General features: G+C 63.4%; 11 protein-coding genes. All 11 read left to right on the top strand.

What is annotated here, in order from left to right; translation table 11 throughout:
* Positions 1-1403, top strand: a 1403-nt coding sequence (locus AC13FW_RS04095) for a methyl-accepting chemotaxis protein (protein ID WP_482988266.1), incomplete at its 5' end; no start/stop codon positions are given.
* A 132-nt stretch (positions 1404-1535) separates the two neighbouring features.
* Entirely contained in the window at positions 1536-4169 is a 2634-nt protein-coding gene (locus AC13FW_RS04090; RefSeq protein WP_482988265.1) for a methyl-accepting chemotaxis protein, read from the top strand.
* Between the two features lie 409 nt (positions 4170-4578).
* Entirely contained in the window at positions 4579-6810 is a 2232-nt protein-coding gene (locus AC13FW_RS04085) for a methyl-accepting chemotaxis protein (protein WP_482988264.1), read from the top strand.
* Positions 6811-7517: 707 nt separating this feature from the next.
* Positions 7518-8285 carry a flagellar brake protein gene (locus AC13FW_RS04080; protein ID WP_296248048.1) on the top strand — a complete coding sequence of 256 codons (768 nt, stop codon included), beginning with the start codon at positions 7518-7520 and terminating at the stop codon, positions 8283-8285.
* Positions 8286-8583: 298 nt separating this feature from the next.
* Complete coding sequence (locus tag AC13FW_RS04075; protein ID WP_282272732.1) at positions 8584-9075, top strand: chemotaxis protein CheW; 492 nt, start codon at positions 8584-8586, stop codon at positions 9073-9075.
* Between the two features lie 123 nt (positions 9076-9198).
* A complete protein-coding gene (locus AC13FW_RS04070) occupies positions 9199-9582 on the top strand; it encodes a hypothetical protein (RefSeq protein ID WP_482988263.1) in 384 nt (127 codons plus the stop codon).
* 83 nt (positions 9583-9665) lie between these two features.
* A complete protein-coding gene (locus AC13FW_RS04065; protein WP_296248053.1) occupies positions 9666-12038 on the top strand; it encodes a methyl-accepting chemotaxis protein in 2373 nt (790 codons plus the stop codon).
* A gap of 355 nt (positions 12039-12393) precedes the next feature.
* Positions 12394-14553 (top strand): methyl-accepting chemotaxis protein, encoded by a 2160-nt coding sequence (locus tag AC13FW_RS04060; RefSeq protein ID WP_482988262.1) that lies wholly within the window; start codon positions 12394-12396, stop codon positions 14551-14553.
* 13 nt (positions 14554-14566) lie between these two features.
* Positions 14567-15412, top strand: a complete 846-nt coding sequence (locus tag AC13FW_RS04055; RefSeq protein ID WP_282268593.1) for a CheR family methyltransferase — start codon at positions 14567-14569, stop codon at positions 15410-15412.
* Positions 15409-16008 carry a chemoreceptor glutamine deamidase CheD gene (gene cheD, locus AC13FW_RS04050; protein ID WP_296248060.1) on the top strand — a complete coding sequence of 200 codons (600 nt, stop codon included), beginning with the start codon at positions 15409-15411 and terminating at the stop codon, positions 16006-16008. Before AC13FW_RS04055 ends, cheD begins: the two co-directional genes overlap by 4 nt.
* Positions 16005-17060: a protein-glutamate methylesterase/protein-glutamine glutaminase gene (locus AC13FW_RS04045; RefSeq protein WP_482988261.1), complete on the top strand. Its 1056-nt coding sequence runs from the start codon at positions 16005-16007 to the stop codon at positions 17058-17060. The genes cheD and AC13FW_RS04045 overlap by 4 nt, the downstream gene beginning before the upstream one ends.
* Positions 17061-17063 lie beyond the last annotated feature (3 nt).

Here is a 17063-nt window from a genome sequence, read left to right as displayed (position 1 = left end):
ACCGCATGGACGAGACCGCCTTCCCCGGCGACTACGGCGTGATGGTCAAGGAAAGCAACGCGCTGGTCGCTTCGCACATCCAGATGCTGCTGTCCGCACTGGAGATCATCAAGCGCTATGCCAATGGCGATCTGTCCGTTGATATCGAGCGCCTGCCCGGCGAGAAGGCCGTCATCACCGAGACCGTGGATGCGGTCAAGGCCAGCCTGTCGGCGATCAACAATGAGATCAAGCGCCTGGCCGGTGCCGCCGCACAGGGCGACTTCTCGGTGCGCGGCGATGCCACTGCCTACCAGCATGATTTCCGCGACATGGTCAGCAGCCTCAACCAGCTGATGGAAACCACCGACGGCAACCTGTCCGAGCTGTCGCAGCTGCTGCAGGCCATCGCCCGCGGCGACCTGACCGCGAAGATGCAGGGCGATTTCCACGGCGTGTTCGCCAACATGCGCGACGATGCCAATGCCACCGTTGAACAGCTGACCGACATCATCGGCCGCATCCAGCACGCGGCCTCCAGCATCAACCTGGCCGCCAGCGAAATCGCCACCGGCAACAGCGACCTGTCGCGCCGCACCGAGCAGCAGGCTGCCAACCTGGAAGAAACCGCGGCCTCGATGGAGGAACTGACCTCCACCGTGCGCCAGAACGCAGAACACGCGCGCCAGGCCAACCAGCTCGCCATCGGCGCGCATGGCGTCGCCAGCCAGGGCGGCACCGTGGTTGGCCAGGTCGTCACCACCATGAGCGCGATTGAAGCCTCGTCGAAGAAGATCGCCGACATCATCAGCGTCATCGACGGCATCGCCTTCCAGACCAATATCCTGGCGCTCAACGCCGCGGTGGAAGCCGCGCGTGCCGGCGAACAGGGCCGCGGGTTCGCCGTGGTCGCCTCCGAAGTGCGCACCCTCGCCCAGCGCTCCGCCGCTGCGGCCAAGGAGATCAAGGGCCTGATCGACGACTCGGTCGGCAAGGTCGGCGAAGGCTCGGCGCTGGTGCAGCAGGCCGGTACCACCATGGACGAGATCGTCACCTCGGTGCAGCGCGTGACCGACATCATGGCCGAGATCTCGGCGGCTTCGCAGGAACAGAGCGCCGGCATCGACCAGGTCAACCAGACCGTCATGCAGATGGACGAAACCACCCAGCAGAACGCCGCGCTGGTGGAAGAAGCCACCGCCGCCGCACGCTCGATGGAAGACCAGGCCAACCAGCTGACCGAGGCAGTAGCAGTATTCCGCACCGGTGCAGCGCAAGCCGTTGTGGTGCAGCCCCAGCAGGCCAAAGCTGCGTTTACCCCCGCCGCACCCACCCCGGCCCGTCGTCTGCGTGCAGTCGCCCCGGCGCAACGCGGCAATGCCGCCGTGCGCGTCGACAACGACGGTGACTGGCAGGAATTCTGATCGCCAGCTGCACATGTATGAACGACGCCCCTGAATAGGGGCGTCGTCAATTCAGTGCAACAAAACGCTCCAGCTCCGCCTCCAGATGCCGATGTACTGAGAAATCCCAACACACCAGGCCAGCAGTAACCCATGTCTTTGCCCACGAGTTTCCTTACCCGCAGTATTGCAATGCGCTTGATGCTGGGAACGGCATTGGTCGCGACCGTCGCATTTGGCCTCACCGCACTGTTCATCTACCTGCGCAGCAGCGACGCACTGCTGTCAGCCTCGCGGGTAAGCCTTGAGAACATCGCCCAGCTCGAGGCGCAACGCATCTCCACCGAACTCGGCCACGGCTTTGAAGCCAACGACACCTTGTCGCGCAGCTTCCTTGCACTTCGCCAGCAAGGCGGCTTCAGCCGCGTGAGCGCTGCCCAGGTGATGCAATCCCAAGCCCTGGACAATCCGCAGTGGGTGGGTGTGGGCACCTTGTGGGAGCCGCAGGCCTTCGACGGAGACGATGCCAACCATGTCGACGCCGACGGCCATGACGCCAGCGGCCGTTTCATGAGTTACTGGGCCTGGCAGGGTGGCGCACCGGTGCAGGAACCGCTGCGTGGCTATGACGTACCCGGCGACGGCGACTGGTACCTGCAGCCGGCCGCGACCAAGAAGCCATCGGTGCTGGAACCGTACAGCTATGAGATCGGCGGCAAGAAGATCCTGATGACCACGCTGGCGACCCCGATCGTGCAGGACGGCCAGTTCCTGGGCGTCGTCACGGTGGATTTCGCCCTGCAGTCGCTGCAGGACCGCCTGTCCAAGATGCGCCCGATGCAGGAAGGCTACGTCCGCCTGCTGTCGCCGGCGGGCACCATCATCGCCGACCGTGATCCGGCCAAGGTCGGCAGCAAGGCCGATGATGCCGACACCCGTGCGCTGCTGGCCAACACCGCCAGCAACAAGATCACCTTCGAGCAGCGCCGTGATCCGGTCCTCGACGAAGACGTGGTGGAAACCTATGTTCCGCTGAAGATCGGCGATGCCGAGCAGAGCTTCGCCTTCGGCGTCGTGGTGCCGCGCGCCCTGCTGATGGAACAGGCACGTACGCTGCTGTGGACGATCATCGTGGTCGGCATCGTTGCCGCGCTGCTGCTGTGCGGCGCACTGTTCCTGCTGCTGCGCAGGTTCGTTTTCAAACCCTTGAACGAGGCGGTCAAGCTGTCCGACAACATCGCTGCCGGCAAGCTCGACAATGCTGTGAGCGTGCAACGTGACGATGAGCTTGGCGCCCTGCTCACCTCGATGCAGCGCATGCAGTCGCAGCTGCAGTCGGTGATTGGCGCTCAGCGGGAAATGGCAAAACAGCATGATGCCGGCGTGATCAGCCACCGCATGGACGAGACCGCCTTCCCCGGCGACTACGGCGTGATGGTCAAGGAAAGCAACGCGCTGGTCGCTTCGCACATCCAGATGCTGCTGTCCGCACTGGAGATCATCAAGCGCTATGCCAATGGCGATCTGTCCGTTGATATCGAGCGCCTGCCCGGCGAGAAGGCCGTCATCACCGAGACCGTGGATGCGGTCAAGGCCAGCCTGTCGGCGATCAACAATGAGATCAAGCGCCTGGCCGGTGCCGCCGCACAGGGCGACTTCTCGGTGCGCGGCGATGCCACTGCCTACCAGCATGATTTCCGCGACATGGTCAGCAGCCTCAACCAGCTGATGGAAACCACCGACGGCAACCTGTCCGAGCTGTCGCAGCTGCTGCAGGCCATCGCCCGCGGCGACCTGACCGCGAAGATGCAGGGCGATTTCCACGGCGTGTTCGCCAACATGCGCGACGATGCCAATGCCACCGTTGAACAGCTGACCGACATCATCGGCCGCATCCAGCACGCGGCCTCCAGCATCAACCTGGCCGCCAGCGAAATCGCCACCGGCAACAGCGACCTGTCGCGCCGCACCGAGCAGCAGGCTGCCAACCTGGAAGAAACCGCGGCCTCGATGGAGGAACTGACCTCCACCGTGCGCCAGAACGCAGAACACGCGCGCCAGGCCAACCAGCTCGCCATCGGCGCGCATGGCGTCGCCAGCCAGGGCGGCACCGTGGTTGGCCAGGTCGTCACCACCATGAGCGCGATTGAAGCCTCGTCGAAGAAGATCGCCGACATCATCAGCGTCATCGACGGCATCGCCTTCCAGACCAATATCCTGGCGCTCAACGCCGCGGTGGAAGCCGCGCGTGCCGGCGAACAGGGCCGCGGGTTCGCCGTGGTCGCCTCCGAAGTGCGCACCCTCGCCCAGCGCTCCGCCGCTGCGGCCAAGGAGATCAAGGGCCTGATCGACGACTCGGTCGGCAAGGTCGGCGAAGGCTCGGCGCTGGTGCAGCAGGCCGGTACCACCATGGACGAGATCGTCACCTCGGTGCAGCGCGTGACCGACATCATGGCCGAGATCTCGGCGGCTTCGCAGGAACAGAGCGCCGGCATCGACCAGGTCAACCAGACCGTCATGCAGATGGACGAAACCACCCAGCAGAACGCCGCGCTGGTGGAAGAAGCCACCGCCGCCGCACGCTCGATGGAAGACCAGGCCAACCAGCTGACCGAGGCGGTGGCGGTGTTCCGAACTGCTGTGGATAGCGGCAACAAGTCAGCGAACAAGGCGCCGGTCGCAGTCGTCACACAGCATCCGCAACACCGTCCGCGCCCGCTTGCCGTCAGCAACCGCAGCGGCCAGGCAGCGCGCAAGCTGGATGAGGCGAACTGGCAGGAATTCTGACCGCTCCGCCGTTACACAAAGCCCCCGGCCGCCAATGCCGGGGGCTTTTTTGTTTCCGCGATTCACCGGCTTGAGCAATACGCTGAAAACCGTCACCTGCGAATGATCGTAAGAGAGCTGGTGAAATAATATGAAATGGTGAATGGGCGCACATTCATTCCAAGCGGCGCATCACTAAAAGATCCTGATGTCCTTGAACGGCTAAGACTTGTGATGCGCACTCAGCTAATTGTGCTGAATCCTTCAGAATTCCGGACGTAGAACCCCCTACAGCACAGTAAGAAAACGCCGTTATCGGCTATGACAACACCCGCATAGGCTTGCGGCGTGGACACTACGCTGTGCAATCCAGGGTTGGATGAGACCCCTCCACAGCGTCCAAATCTGCAGTCGATCCGGAGAGTTAGAGATGGAGTTCTTTCGCAACCTCAGCATCGCCAGAAAACTCGCAGTTGCTTTCACCCTGACCACCCTCACCACCCTGGCCATGGGCGGCTTTGCCGTACAGCGCCTGCATCAGGCCACCGCCCAGCTCGACCAGGTCAGCGCACGCTACATGCCGGCCGTGCAGTATCTGGAGCGCATGCGTGCGGATCTGGCCGAGATCCGCATCGCCGAGTTGTCCCAGCTCTCCCATCTGGACGAGCCGGCATTTGTCGCCGAGTACAACCAGCGCATCATCGAACAGCGGCAGAAACTGGCCGAGCACCGCAAGCAGTACGAAGCACTGCCGGCCGACAGCAGCCAGCAGGCGCTTTACGGCGAACTGGGCAAGACCCTGGACGCCTACTTCAGCGCGCACGCCTTGATGGAGAAGGCCATCAGCGAGGGTCAATCCGAACTGGCCCAGACCATATCCAACGATCAGTCGCGTGTCAGCCGCCGCGACCTGTTTGACGCGGTGGAGAAGCTCAGCGTTCACGTTGCCTCGGTACTGGACAAGGAAGTCGCCGCAGCCAAGACCGCGCAGACCCGCAGCACCACCGCCATCATCGTCTGCATGCTGCTGCTCGGCCTGTTGTCCATCGCCTTGGGCGTGGTGATCGTGCGCGCCATCGTGCGCCCGGTGAACGATGCACTACGCGCCGCGGACGATGTCGCCAATGGCCGCCTTGACGGCACCATCGACGGCAGCCGCAAGGACGAGGTCGGCGCCCTGCTTGCGTCCATGCAGCGCGTGCAGAACCAGTTGAAGGCCGTTATCGGTGCGCAGATCGAGATGGCGCGCGAACACGACCAGGGGGCGATCAGCTTCCGCATCGACGAATCCCGTTTCCCCGGCGAATACGGGCGCATGGTGCGCGAGGTCAACACACTCGTTGCACAGCACATCGGCGTCAAGATGCGGGTGGTCGAGGTGATGCGCCATTACGCCCGCGGCGATCTATCGGTGGACATGGATCGTCTGCCGGGCGAGAAAGCCGCCATCACCCAAGCCATGGACAGCACCAAAACCAGCCTTTCGACGATCAACAACGAGATCAAGCGCCTGGCCAATGCCGCGGCAGCTGGCGACTTCAGCCAACGCGGCAATGCAGACCAGTTCGAACACGATTTCCGCGACATGGTCGGTGGCGTCAACTCGTTGATGGAAACCACGGAGGAGAACCTCGGACACCTTTCGCAGCTGCTGAAAGCGGTTGCCCAAGGCGATCTGACCCAACGCATGGAAGGTGATTTCCGTGGGGTTTTCGCCCGCATGCGTGACGATGGCAACGCCACCATGGATCAGCTGACCAACATCGTCTCGCGCATCCAGGCGGCCAGCGGCAGCATCAGCCTGTCGGCAAGCGAAATCGCCACCGGCAACGATGATCTTTCGCGTCGCACCGAGCAGCAGGCCGCCAACCTGGAAGAAACCGCTGCATCCATGGAGGAACTCACCTCCACCGTCCGCCAGAATGCCGAGCATGCACGCCAGGCTGATCAGCTGGCGCGCGGTGCGGCCGAGGTCGCGGCGCAGGGTGGCAGCGTGGTTGGGCAGGTAGTGACCACCATGAGCGCGATCGAGGCCTCGTCGAAGAAAATCGCCGACATCATCAGCGTCATCGACGGCATTGCCTTCCAGACCAATATCCTCGCCCTCAATGCTGCGGTTGAAGCAGCGCGTGCTGGCGACCAAGGCCGCGGCTTTGCGGTAGTTGCCTCGGAAGTGCGCACGCTGGCGCAGCGTTCGGCGGCGGCAGCCAAGGAGATCAAGGGATTGATCGACACCTCGGTCGACAAGGTGGCCGAAGGCTCCCAACTGGTACGCAACGCTGGCAACACCATGGATGAAATCGTTGCCTCGGTGCAGCGTGTCACCACCATCATGGCTGATATTTCATCAGCCTCGCAGGAGCAGTCCACCGGTATCGACCAGGTCAACCAGACCGTCATGCAGATGGACGAAAGCACCCAGCAGAACGCAGCACTGGTCGAGGAAGCCACTGCCGCCGCACGTTCCATGGAGAACCAGGCACATCAGCTCACCGATGCAGTGGCGCAGTTCCGTCTGGCCGGCTCGGTCAGCGCCTCTTTGGCCAAGGTTGCGGCCAGCCCCGACGCGACGCCGCCGCGTGCTCGTCCCGCGCTGCGAGCGATCCCGAAGCCGGCCAGCCGCGCACCGGTTGCCAGTACGGATGACTGGCAGGAGTTCTAAGCCAGCAATGGCAATGGCGGGCAGGACCTCTCCGTCCTGCCCGCCATCGTCGGCTGCCCCGGCATTCTGCTATGCGTTGTTCACGCTGCGCACCTGGTAAGTGAACGCTCATGGACATTTCAACGCCTGGCTCCTTGTACCCCCGTAGTTCCCAAGCGGCACAACGTCATCCCGGTAAAGCGGCGTGCATCGAGCGCCGACATGCTCGCGCTCCGCGACATCCGCCTCAGCATTGACACGCCCGGAAAACACCAGTCGCTTCACAGCGCTGGCGCAGCCACTGCAGTCGCCAACGCCCGACCCCGGGGCAGCAACCGGCCAGCTTGCGAGCGTGACTCAAGGTCGTCTCGACGCGCGCAGCCATCGCATCGGATAGCCTGGTGCAAGTCACACCCGGGGCAGCCTCCCCTCTCCCGCTGGGCATCCATCTCCATCGCGCTCCATGCCGTTGGATCGATGTTTCCCGCATCCCACGCAAAGAAGACACCTGTATTCAGCTGCCATCGAGCAGGCATGGCAGTGTTGTTCCGACTCTCCGCAATACGCTTGCCCCGACAGCCAAGCCCCTTGCCACAGTCGGCGGATCCCCCTACGCATGGAGAAACTCGTAACAGTCCGGCTAAAGATGCTAAAAAGGCGGCCGTTATCACACTTTGTAGCGCATTGATCAGCGCTGCGCCGATCATCGACCAACCGTAACCGTGTCCATGCCCGACCAAGAATCGCCCGCACCGACGCCTTCCCCGCACGCCGGCAACCTGTATGCCGACGACCGCTACATGGTGCGCAACCCGCATCAGGTGCGGCACCTGTTGCAAGCCATGATCGACCAACGTTCGATGATCAACGTGCACCCGGACGGGCGTGACCAGGCCTTCCCATCAGCGGTACTGGACGTGGACATGCATCGCCTCGTGCTCGATGCCAGTCCGGTGCCCTCGATCAACCGCTCGGTCGAGACCGCCAGCGACCTGCTCTGCTTCGGCCAGGTCGACAAGGTCACGGTGCGCTTCCAGCTGGAAGGTCATCGCCGTATCGAGCGCGACGGCCATGTCGCCTTTGAAGTCCCCCTGCCGGAGGAGGTCTATCACCTGCAGCGGCGTGAGTTCTATCGACTGGAAACCCCGGTCGGCGATTCGCCGTATTGCGTGCTGCCAGACCCGGATGGCGGTGAAGCCACCCGCTGGCGGGTGTTGGACATCAGCGCGGGTGGCATCGCGTTGCTGCTGCCACCCGATCAGAATCTGCTCAAGCTGCAGAGCCGCTATAGCTGCGTGCTGGAGATCCCGGAAAGCGCGCCGATCCCAACCCCGCTGGTGGTCTGCAACCTGCGCCAGCAAAAGCAGCCCAATGGCACGGAGATGACCCGCATCGGGCTGCGCTTCGATGACCTGCCACGCGGTGCGGACAACAGCATCCAGCGCTACATCTTCCGTATAGATCGTCTACGCAAGGCACGTAGCAACGGCGATTGAGTTACCCCCTCCAGCGGGCACCCGGGTTTGAACTCCGGACGATGGCCCTGGCCACGTCCAAAGCCGCGCAGCAGGTACCCGGCGCCTGCAGGCATGATCCTTGTCCCGGGCAGCACCACGCGACAGACCCGGGCGACAGAAAAATGGCGCGCCGAAACATGATGACGCGCACATTTCAAACACCACGCCGCATCACAGCACGGCATTCCCAGCCGGCCTCCTAAAGTCCCCCGCCGCAGCGCCGATACCGGTGCATCAGCCGCATCGCATCGGCAGCCCGCCAGGACCAGGATCCGCCATGAATGACTCCCGCAGCACGTCCGCCGATACCACCGGTGGCGAGTACCTCAGCTTCACCCTCGGCAACGAACACTACGGCGTGGATATCCTGAAAGTGCAGGAAATCCGCGGTTATGACGCCGTCACCCGCGTCCCCGATGCCCCCGACTACATCAAGGGTGTCATCAACCTGCGCGGCACCATCGTGCCGGTCATCGACCTTCGCCTGAAGCTGCGTCTGGACGAAGCACGCTATGACGCCTTCACCGTGATGATCGTGCTCAACGTCGAAGACCGCGTTGTCGGCATCGTCGTGGACAGCGTTTCCGACGTGATCCCGCTCAACGCCGAGCAGATCCGCCCGACCCCGGAATTCGGCGCTGCAGTCGATACCCGCTTCATCTCCGGCATCGGCACCCAGGACGATCGCATGCTGATCCTGCTGGATATCGAGACCCTGCTCGATACCGCCGATCTTGGTCAGCCGAGTGTCGCCGAAGAAGCAGCCTGAGCAGCCATTTCGCAAAGTCGATCACAGTTCCGCGCATGCAATTCAAGCCCCACGTCTGCGGGCCGATAGCGATTGCATGCCTGTCCTCCCCGACTGGCCCTCTATCCCTATCCGGAGTTTCCGATGTACAAGCATGTACTTCCGCTGTTTGCTGCCACCGTACTGGCGACCGTCGCCTTCGACGCCGCCGCCGATGCCGAGATGATCCCGCCGGAAGCCGCAGCACGCTTTGCCGGCAAGGACGGCATGGTCTGCGGCAAGGTTGAAAAGGCCCGCTATGCAGAAGGTTCCGAAGGCCAGCCGACCTTCCTGCACATGGGCGGCATGTTCCCGCGCCACACCTTCTCGGCACGCATCGCCGGCAGCAACCGCAGCAAGTTCGGCTTCCCGCTGGAAACCCTGGAAGGCAAGACCGTCTGCGTGATCGGCAAGATCCAGCGCGATGCGTCGCGCGCCGAAATCGAAGTGGCGTCGCCGGCCGGCCTGAAGCTGGCAAACATCAAGTAATCCGCCTTTCGTCGCGCCGGTCCCGCCGGCGCGCCACCCCGCCCCTGTGACATGGCGGGGCCTGTTCCCGGAGATCGCGCAAGATGCAGTGGATCAACTCGCTGAAACTGAAACCGAAGCTGATGCTTACCTTCGGCGTCGTGCTGTTCGTCATGTTGTTGCAGGGCATCGTCGCTTATCGCGGCCTGCATTCGCTGAACAACGTCACCACCGACCTCGCTGAAAACCGCATGCCCAGCCTTCGCACCACCGGTGAGTTGAGTGGTATGGTCAGCGAATACCGCAATGCGTCCTATCAGAGCCTGGTGCGCGCAAGCGATGACGTCAAAGCCGACGCGAAGGCGCGTGCCACCGAGCTGCGCATGCAGATCGACACCACCATCGCCGCCTATCCGAAGCTGATCGACAGCCCCGAACAGAAGAAGCTGTTCGACAAATTCGTCGCCGACTGGGGCAAGACCGCTGCTTCCTATGACGCGGTCACTGAAATGCTGGCTCTGGACTTGCCGGATGACGCCATCGACACCTTCGTTGGCGAGACCCGCAATCTGCATCGCAATGCCTATACGGCCCTGCAGGCACTGGCTGCAAATGACAATACCCGTGCCCAGGCAGCCGCCAAGCAAGCCGCGGAAACCTATCGCGCCTCCGCCCTGCTCATCATCGTCGCCGTAGTGGTCGGCGGTGCCGCCGGCCTGGCACTGATCTGGTTGTTCGCCGCCTCGCTGGTCAAGGCAATGCGCGGTGCCGTTGACGTTGCAACCGAAGTCGCAAGCGGCAAGCTGGACGGCTCCATCGACGTGTCGCGCGCCGACGAAGTTGGCGACCTGCTGCGCGCCATGCAACGTATGCAGCGTGACCTGCGCGAACGCATCGAGCGTGACCAGGTCGTTGCCAACGAGAACCTGCGCATCCGCACCGCACTGGATTACTCGTCTACCGGCGTGTTCCTGACCAATAGCGATCTGGAAATCGTCTACGCCAACCGCGCCCTGCTCGACAAGCTCAATGAACACCACGAGCAGATCACCGGCGCACTCAGTCACTTCGACGCCAGCAAGGCGCTGATCGGCCAGCCGGTTACCGTGCTTGAGCATCGTGGCGAAGTGGACGGCAAGGTACTGGAAGCACTCGACAAGACCGGCGTGTTCAAGCGCGAGATGCGCTTTGGGGATGCCGAGTTCGCACAGACCATCTCGGTTATCCGCGACGACAACAATGTCGCCGTTGGCCACGTCGTTGAGTGGCGCGACCGCAGCACCGAGGCCCAGGTCGAGAAGGAAGTTGCGCGCATCATCGAGGCTGCCGCCGCGGGCGACCTCAGCGGTCGGATCGAAACCGCCGACAAGGACGGCTTCTTCCTGCAGCTGGCCAGCCAGATCAACGGCCTGCTCGACGCCAATGCCAGCAGCCTGGAGCAGATTTCCGCACTGCTGTCGGGCCTGTCCCGCGGCGACCTGACCGTGCGCATGCACGGCGAATACCAGGGCGTATTCGCCACCATGCGTGACGATGCCAACGCCACCGCCGAGCAGCTGACCGGCATCGTCGGCCGCATCAAGCAGTCCTCGGTGTCGATCAACTCGGCTGCCACCGAGATTGCCGCAGGCAACAACGATCTGTCGCGCCGTACCGAGCAGCAGGCCGCCAACCTCGAAGAAACGGCTGCGTCGATGGAGGAACTGACCTCCACCGTACGCCAGAACGCCGAGTCGGCACGCCAGGCCAACCAGCTCGCCATCGGCGCGGCCTCGGTAGCCTCGCAGGGCGGCGAAGTGGTCAGCCAGGTGGTGACCACCATGACCCAGATCGAGCAGTCCTCGCGCAAGATCGCCGAGATCATCTCGGTCATCGACGGCATCGCCTTCCAGACCAACATCCTGGCCTTGAATGCAGCGGTGGAAGCCGCACGCGCCGGCGAACAGGGCCGCGGCTTTGCCGTCGTCGCCTCGGAAGTGCGTACGCTTGCACAGCGTTCGGCGGGTGCAGCCAAGGAAATCAAGGGCCTGATCGACGACTCGGTCGGCAAGGTCGCCGACGGCTCGGCCCTGGTCCGCAAGGCCGGTACCACCATGGGCGAGATTGTCGCCTCGGTGCAACGCGTGACCGACATCATGGCAGAGATCTCCGCTGCCTCGCAGGAGCAGTCCGCCGGCATCGAACAGGTCAACCAGACCATTGTGCAGATGGATGAAACCACCCAGCAGAACGCTGCGCTGGTGGAGGAAGCCACCGCGTCCGCCCGCTCGATGGAAGAGCAGGCTGCACATCTGGCAAACGTGGTGTCCGTGTTCCAGCTGGAAGAAGGCGTTGCAGTCACCGACAACCCGGCTTACGTGCGTGAACCGGCGCCCCGCCCTGCCGTCCAGGCAGCAGCACCGGCACCGCGTCGTCGCGCCGCGGCCGCACGCACCGCCGTAGCTGAACTGGCCGACTCGGATTGGCAGGAGTTCTAAGCAGCACGTTTCTCGGTTTTCGACGGCAACGCCATCAACCTGAGCAAGTGAGTGACCCGAAATCCGATGCCAGTCCCTGGCATCGGATTTCTTTGTTTGTGGGAGCGGCGTAAGCCGCGAAGCTGACCTACCGTCGGTTGAGGCACCGCCGACGACTGTGAGCACCAATAGCTTCGCGGCTTACGCCGCTCCCACAACCGAATGACACGGCAACACGCCCCTTCTTCGCATACGTGAACGAATCCACTGCTTCTGCAAGACGCTCGCGCCTTGCCGCTCAACTCGCGCCCTGCGCGGCCGATAACCCGTTATCCCTTCACGCAGCGCTGATACCGCAAGGTAACCAGCGGATTCGATGACCATCTCTTCGCTCTGGAACAACTACATCTCCAATATCTCGGTCAGGCGCAAGCTGAACCTGTTGACCGCGCTGATCGTCATTGGCGTCATCGCCCTGTCGGTCATCGCGGCGCGCATGCAGTACCTGGACCTGTACGAGACCCGCAAGCAAGCACTTCGCGCCCAGGTGGAGATGAGCTATGGCGTGCTGGACCACTACGCCAAGGAAGCCGAAACCGGCGCGATGCCGCTACAGGATGCCCAGAAGTACGCGATGGCTGCACTGCAGAAAATGCGTTCCGATGGCGACGTCAATTACTTCAACATCTACAGCAACGACTATGTGCTGTTGATGCATCCGTTCCGTGCCGATCTGGTTGGCAAGGACATGAAGGACTTCCGTGGCGAGGATGGCGTGCGTGTGTACTACGACCAGGTCGAGGCTGCACGCAAGGGCGGCGGCTACGTGGCCTACAGCTGGGCGAAGCCCGGCAAGGATGGCGTGGTCGGCAAGCTTGCCTATGCCGGGATGTATACCCCCTGGAACTGGGTGGTCTCGAGCGGCGTCTACATGGACGACCTGCAGGCCCAGGCCCTGAAATTCACTGCAATCATGACGGTGGCCGGCGGTGTGCTGGTACTGCTGGTCCTGGCACTGAGCTGGATCATTGGCAACCGCATCGTGCTGCCATTGCGCAACGCAACCGCCGTTGCCACCGCCATTGCCAACGGCCGCATGGACAACCGCATCGCTGCGCCCAGCAAGGACGAGACCGGCCAGCTGCTCAGCAGCATGTCGCACATGCAGGACCAGCTGCGCGCAGTGATCGGCGCGCAGGCGGAGATGGCGCGCCAGCACGATGCCGGCATGATCCGCTATCGGATCGATTCCAGCAGCTTCCCCGGCGACTACGGGGTAATGGTGGAAGAAACCAACGTCCTGGTCAGCAATCACATCGATGTGAAAATGCAGGTCATCGCCTTGGCACAGCGATACGCTGTTGGTGACCTCAGCCAGGACATGCCGGTACTGCCGGGCGACAAGCGCGTCATCACCGACACCATGGCCGCAATCAAGCGCAACCTCGCCGCCATCAACAGCGAGATCAAGCGTCTGGGTAGCGCAGCAGCCGCCGGCGATTTCAGCCAGCGCGGCGATGAGGGTCGCTTCGAACACGACTTCCATGCGATGGTCCGTTCACTGAACACCATGATGCAGGTCAGCGACGACAACCTGGGCGAAGTATCACGCCTGTTGCAGGCACTGGCCGAAGGCGACCTCACCGTCAAGCTGAGCGGCGACGCCCAGGGCGTCTTCGCCAGCATGCGCGAAGATGCCAACAGCACCGTCACCCAGCTTGCAGGCATTGTTTCGGGCATCCAGCAGTCGGCTGACAGCATCAATCTGGCCGCAGGCGAGATTGCCACCGGCAACGCCGATCTCTCGCGCCGCACCGAGATGCAGGCTGCCAACCTTGAGGAGACCGCGGCCTCGATGGAGGAACTGACCTCCACCGTGCGCCAGAATGCAGAATCCGCGCGACAGGCCAACCAGCTGGCGATCGGTGCCGCCGGAGTTGCCTCCCGCGGTGGCCTGGTGGTCGACGAAGTGGTGACCACCATGGGTCAGATCCAGCAGTCTTCGCGCCGCATCGCCGACATCATCAGCGTGATCGATGGCATCGCCTTCCAGACCAACATCCTGGCGCTGAACGCTGCAGTCGAAGCCGCGCGTGCCGGTGAACAGGGCCGCGGCTTTGCGGTGGTTGCTGCCGAAGTCCGCACCCTCGCCCAACGTTCGGCAGGCGCAGCCAAGGAAATCAAGACGTTGATCGAGGACTCCGTCGAGCGCGTCGACGAAGGCTCGCAGCTGGTGCAGCAAGCCGGTTCGACGATGGGCGAAATCGTCACCGCGGTACAGCGCGTCACCGACATTATGGCCGAGATATCCGCAGCTTCGCAGGAGCAGACTGCTGGCATCGAGCAGGTCAACCAGACCGTCATGCAGATGGACGAAACCACCCAACAGAATGCTGCCCTGGTCGAGGAAGCCACCGCCGCTGCGCGCGCGATGGAAGAACAGGCCACGTTGCTTGACGAGGCTGTGGCGGTGTTCCAGCTGAGTGCCAAGCCTGCTGCGGCAAACCCGTCACAAGCGCTGGCGTTGGCCAGCTGAGCACACAAACCCCATGATCGATATGGACAGCAACGAGCGCGACTTCGAGTTCAACGACCGTGACTTCCGCCGCGTCTGCGAGCTGATCCACGCGCGTGCGGGCATCGCACTGGCGCCGGCCAAGCGCGACATGGTCTATGGCCGCTTGTCGCGGCGGCTGCGCAACCTGGGCCTGCGCTCGTTCAAGGATTACCTGGACCAGCTGGAGCAGCACGGCGGCGAGGAATGGCAGGCATTCACCAATGCGCTCACCACCAACCTGACCTCGTTCTTCCGCGAGCCGCATCATTTCGACAAGCTGCGCGAGGAATTGCAGGCGCGTGCGCCTCGCGCGCCGCTGAAACTGTGGTCGTGCGCTGCCTCCACTGGCGAAGAGCCCTACTCCATGGCGATCACGGCCTGTGAGGCGTTCTCGTCGATGACGCCGCCTGTGCGCATCATCGCCACTGACGTCGACACCCAGGTCCTGGCCACGGCCAGCCAGGGCGTCTACGCAATGGACCGCATCGCGGGCCTGGACCCCGCCATGAAGCGCCGCTACTTCCAGCGTGGCAGTGGTCCCAATGAAGGCAAGTGCCGGGTCGTACCGGCACTGCGCGCACTCATCGAGTTCCGTCCGCTCAATCTTCTGGCCAACCGCTACGACGTTGGCGGCCCATTCGATGCGCTGTTCTGCCGCAATGTGATGATCTACTTCGACAAGCCCACCCAGCGCGGCATCCTGTCGCGGCTGGTACAGCACATGGACGATGACAGCCTGCTCTATACCGGCCACTCGGAGAACTACCTGCATGCGGCTGATGTCATCCAGCCCTGTGGCCGCACGTTGTACCGCCGCAGCCGCAGGAACGGCGCATGAAAAATCCCCAGCAACATCCCGATGAGGTGATGCGTTACCGCGACACCCGTTTCCAGACGATTGCCGCCAAGCTGTTGCCAACCCAGTACCTGGTGGTGGATGACGACACCGCGTTGACCACCATCCTGGGCTCCTGTGTTGCTGCCTGCATCCGCGACCCCATCCTGGGCATCGGCGGCATGAATCACTTCCTGCTGCCCGAAGGCAATATCGGCGACGGCGCGCCCGCGCGCTACGGCAGCTACGCCATGGAACTGCTGATCAACGACCTGCTCAAGCGTGGTGCCCATCGCAAGCGACTGGAAGCCAAGGTGTTTGGCGGCGCCAACGTGCTCAAGGGCTTCACCAGCAATCCGGTGGGCACCCGCAACGCCGAGTTCGTGCGCCAGTACCTGCGTGCCGAGCACATCCCGATTGTTGCTGAAGATCTATGCGGCATTCATCCGCGCAAGATCTGGTTCTTCCCGATCACCGGCCGCGTAGTGGTGCAGCGCTTGCCGCATGCCCACGATGCCGAAGTGGTCGCCACCGAAACCGCCGTTCGCGCCCGTCTGTCGCACACCCCGGTCAGTGGTGGCGTGGAGTTGTTTGAATGAACCTGCAGGCACCCTGCCGGGTCTTGATCGTCGACGATTCGGCACTGGTTCGCCAGGTGCTGACCGAAATTCTCGCCGCGGACCCGGCCATCGAAGTTGTAGGTACTGCCGCCGATCCGCTGCTGGCTCGCGAGAAAATCAAACGGCTCAACCCCGATGTGCTGACCCTGGACGTCGAGATGCCGCGCATGGACGGCTTGGCCTTCCTCGAGAACCTGATGCGCCTGCACCCGATGCCCGTGGTCATGGTGTCGTCACTGACCGAGCGCGGCGCCGATACCACCCTGCAGGCCTTGTCGTTGGGCGCGGTGGATTTCGTCGCCAAGCCCAAGCTCGACGTCGCACGCGGGCTGGACGCATACGCGGAGGAGATCCGCAGCAAGGTGAAGATGGCCGCGCGTTCGCGGGTACGCGCCATCGCTGGCGGTCCACGTCGGCTGCCGCAGCGGCCGGCCAGCGCCAGCAGTCTCGGTTTCCGCACCACGGATCGCCTGATCGCCATCGGCGCTTCCGCCGGCGGCACTGAAGCCCTGCGCGTGGTGCTGGAAATGATGCCAGCCGATGCGCCCGCCATTGTGATGACCCAGCACCTCCCTGCCAGCTTCAGCACCGCCTTTGCCGAGCGTCTGGATCGTCACTCGGCAATGTCGGTACGCGAGGCCAGCGATGGTGAAGCCATTCTGCCCGGCCATGCCTACCTGCCCGCCGGCGGTCGCCACTTACGGGTGATCCGCGATGGTGCGCGCTGGCGTTGCCGGGTTGACGACGGCGTACCGGTCAACCTGCACAAGCCCGCGGTCGATGTGCTGTTCCGCTCGGTCGCACAGAATGCCGGCGCCAATGCGGTTGGGGTGATCCTGACCGGCATGGGCGAGGACGGTGCACGCGGCCTGCTGGAGATGAAACAGGCCGGTGCGACCACATTGGCCCAGGACGAAGCAAGTTCGGTCGTATGGGGCATGCCAGGTAGCGCAGTGCGCCTGGGTGCCACCGATGAAGTGCTGCCGCTGGACCGGATCGCCGAGCGGATTCTTGGCATCGCCCGCGGCTGACGC

This window comes from Stenotrophomonas sp. 21LCFQ19, from assembly GCF_056861425.1.
This window is presented reverse-complemented; position numbering and strand designations above follow the sequence as displayed.

Bases quoted from the DNA above. Each gene is read 5' to 3' on its own strand.
- AC13FW_RS04090 (WP_482988265.1), top strand. From the start codon at position 1,536: ATGTCTTTGCCCACGAGTTTCCTTACCCGCAGTATTGCAATGCGCTTG.
- AC13FW_RS04085 (WP_482988264.1), top strand. From the start codon at position 4,579: ATGGAGTTCTTTCGCAACCTCAGCATCGCCAGAAAACTCGCAGTTGCT.
- AC13FW_RS04080 (WP_296248048.1), top strand. From the start codon at position 7,518: ATGCCCGACCAAGAATCGCCCGCACCGACGCCTTCCCCGCACGCCGGC.
- AC13FW_RS04075 (WP_282272732.1), top strand. From the start codon at position 8,584: ATGAATGACTCCCGCAGCACGTCCGCCGATACCACCGGTGGCGAGTAC.
- AC13FW_RS04070 (WP_482988263.1), top strand. From the start codon at position 9,199: ATGTACAAGCATGTACTTCCGCTGTTTGCTGCCACCGTACTGGCGACC.
- AC13FW_RS04065 (WP_296248053.1), top strand. From the start codon at position 9,666: ATGCAGTGGATCAACTCGCTGAAACTGAAACCGAAGCTGATGCTTACC.
- AC13FW_RS04060 (WP_482988262.1), top strand. From the start codon at position 12,394: ATGACCATCTCTTCGCTCTGGAACAACTACATCTCCAATATCTCGGTC.
- AC13FW_RS04055 (WP_282268593.1), top strand. From the start codon at position 14,567: ATGATCGATATGGACAGCAACGAGCGCGACTTCGAGTTCAACGACCGT.
- cheD (WP_296248060.1), top strand. From the start codon at position 15,409: ATGAAAAATCCCCAGCAACATCCCGATGAGGTGATGCGTTACCGCGAC.
- AC13FW_RS04045 (WP_482988261.1), top strand. From the start codon at position 16,005: ATGAACCTGCAGGCACCCTGCCGGGTCTTGATCGTCGACGATTCGGCA.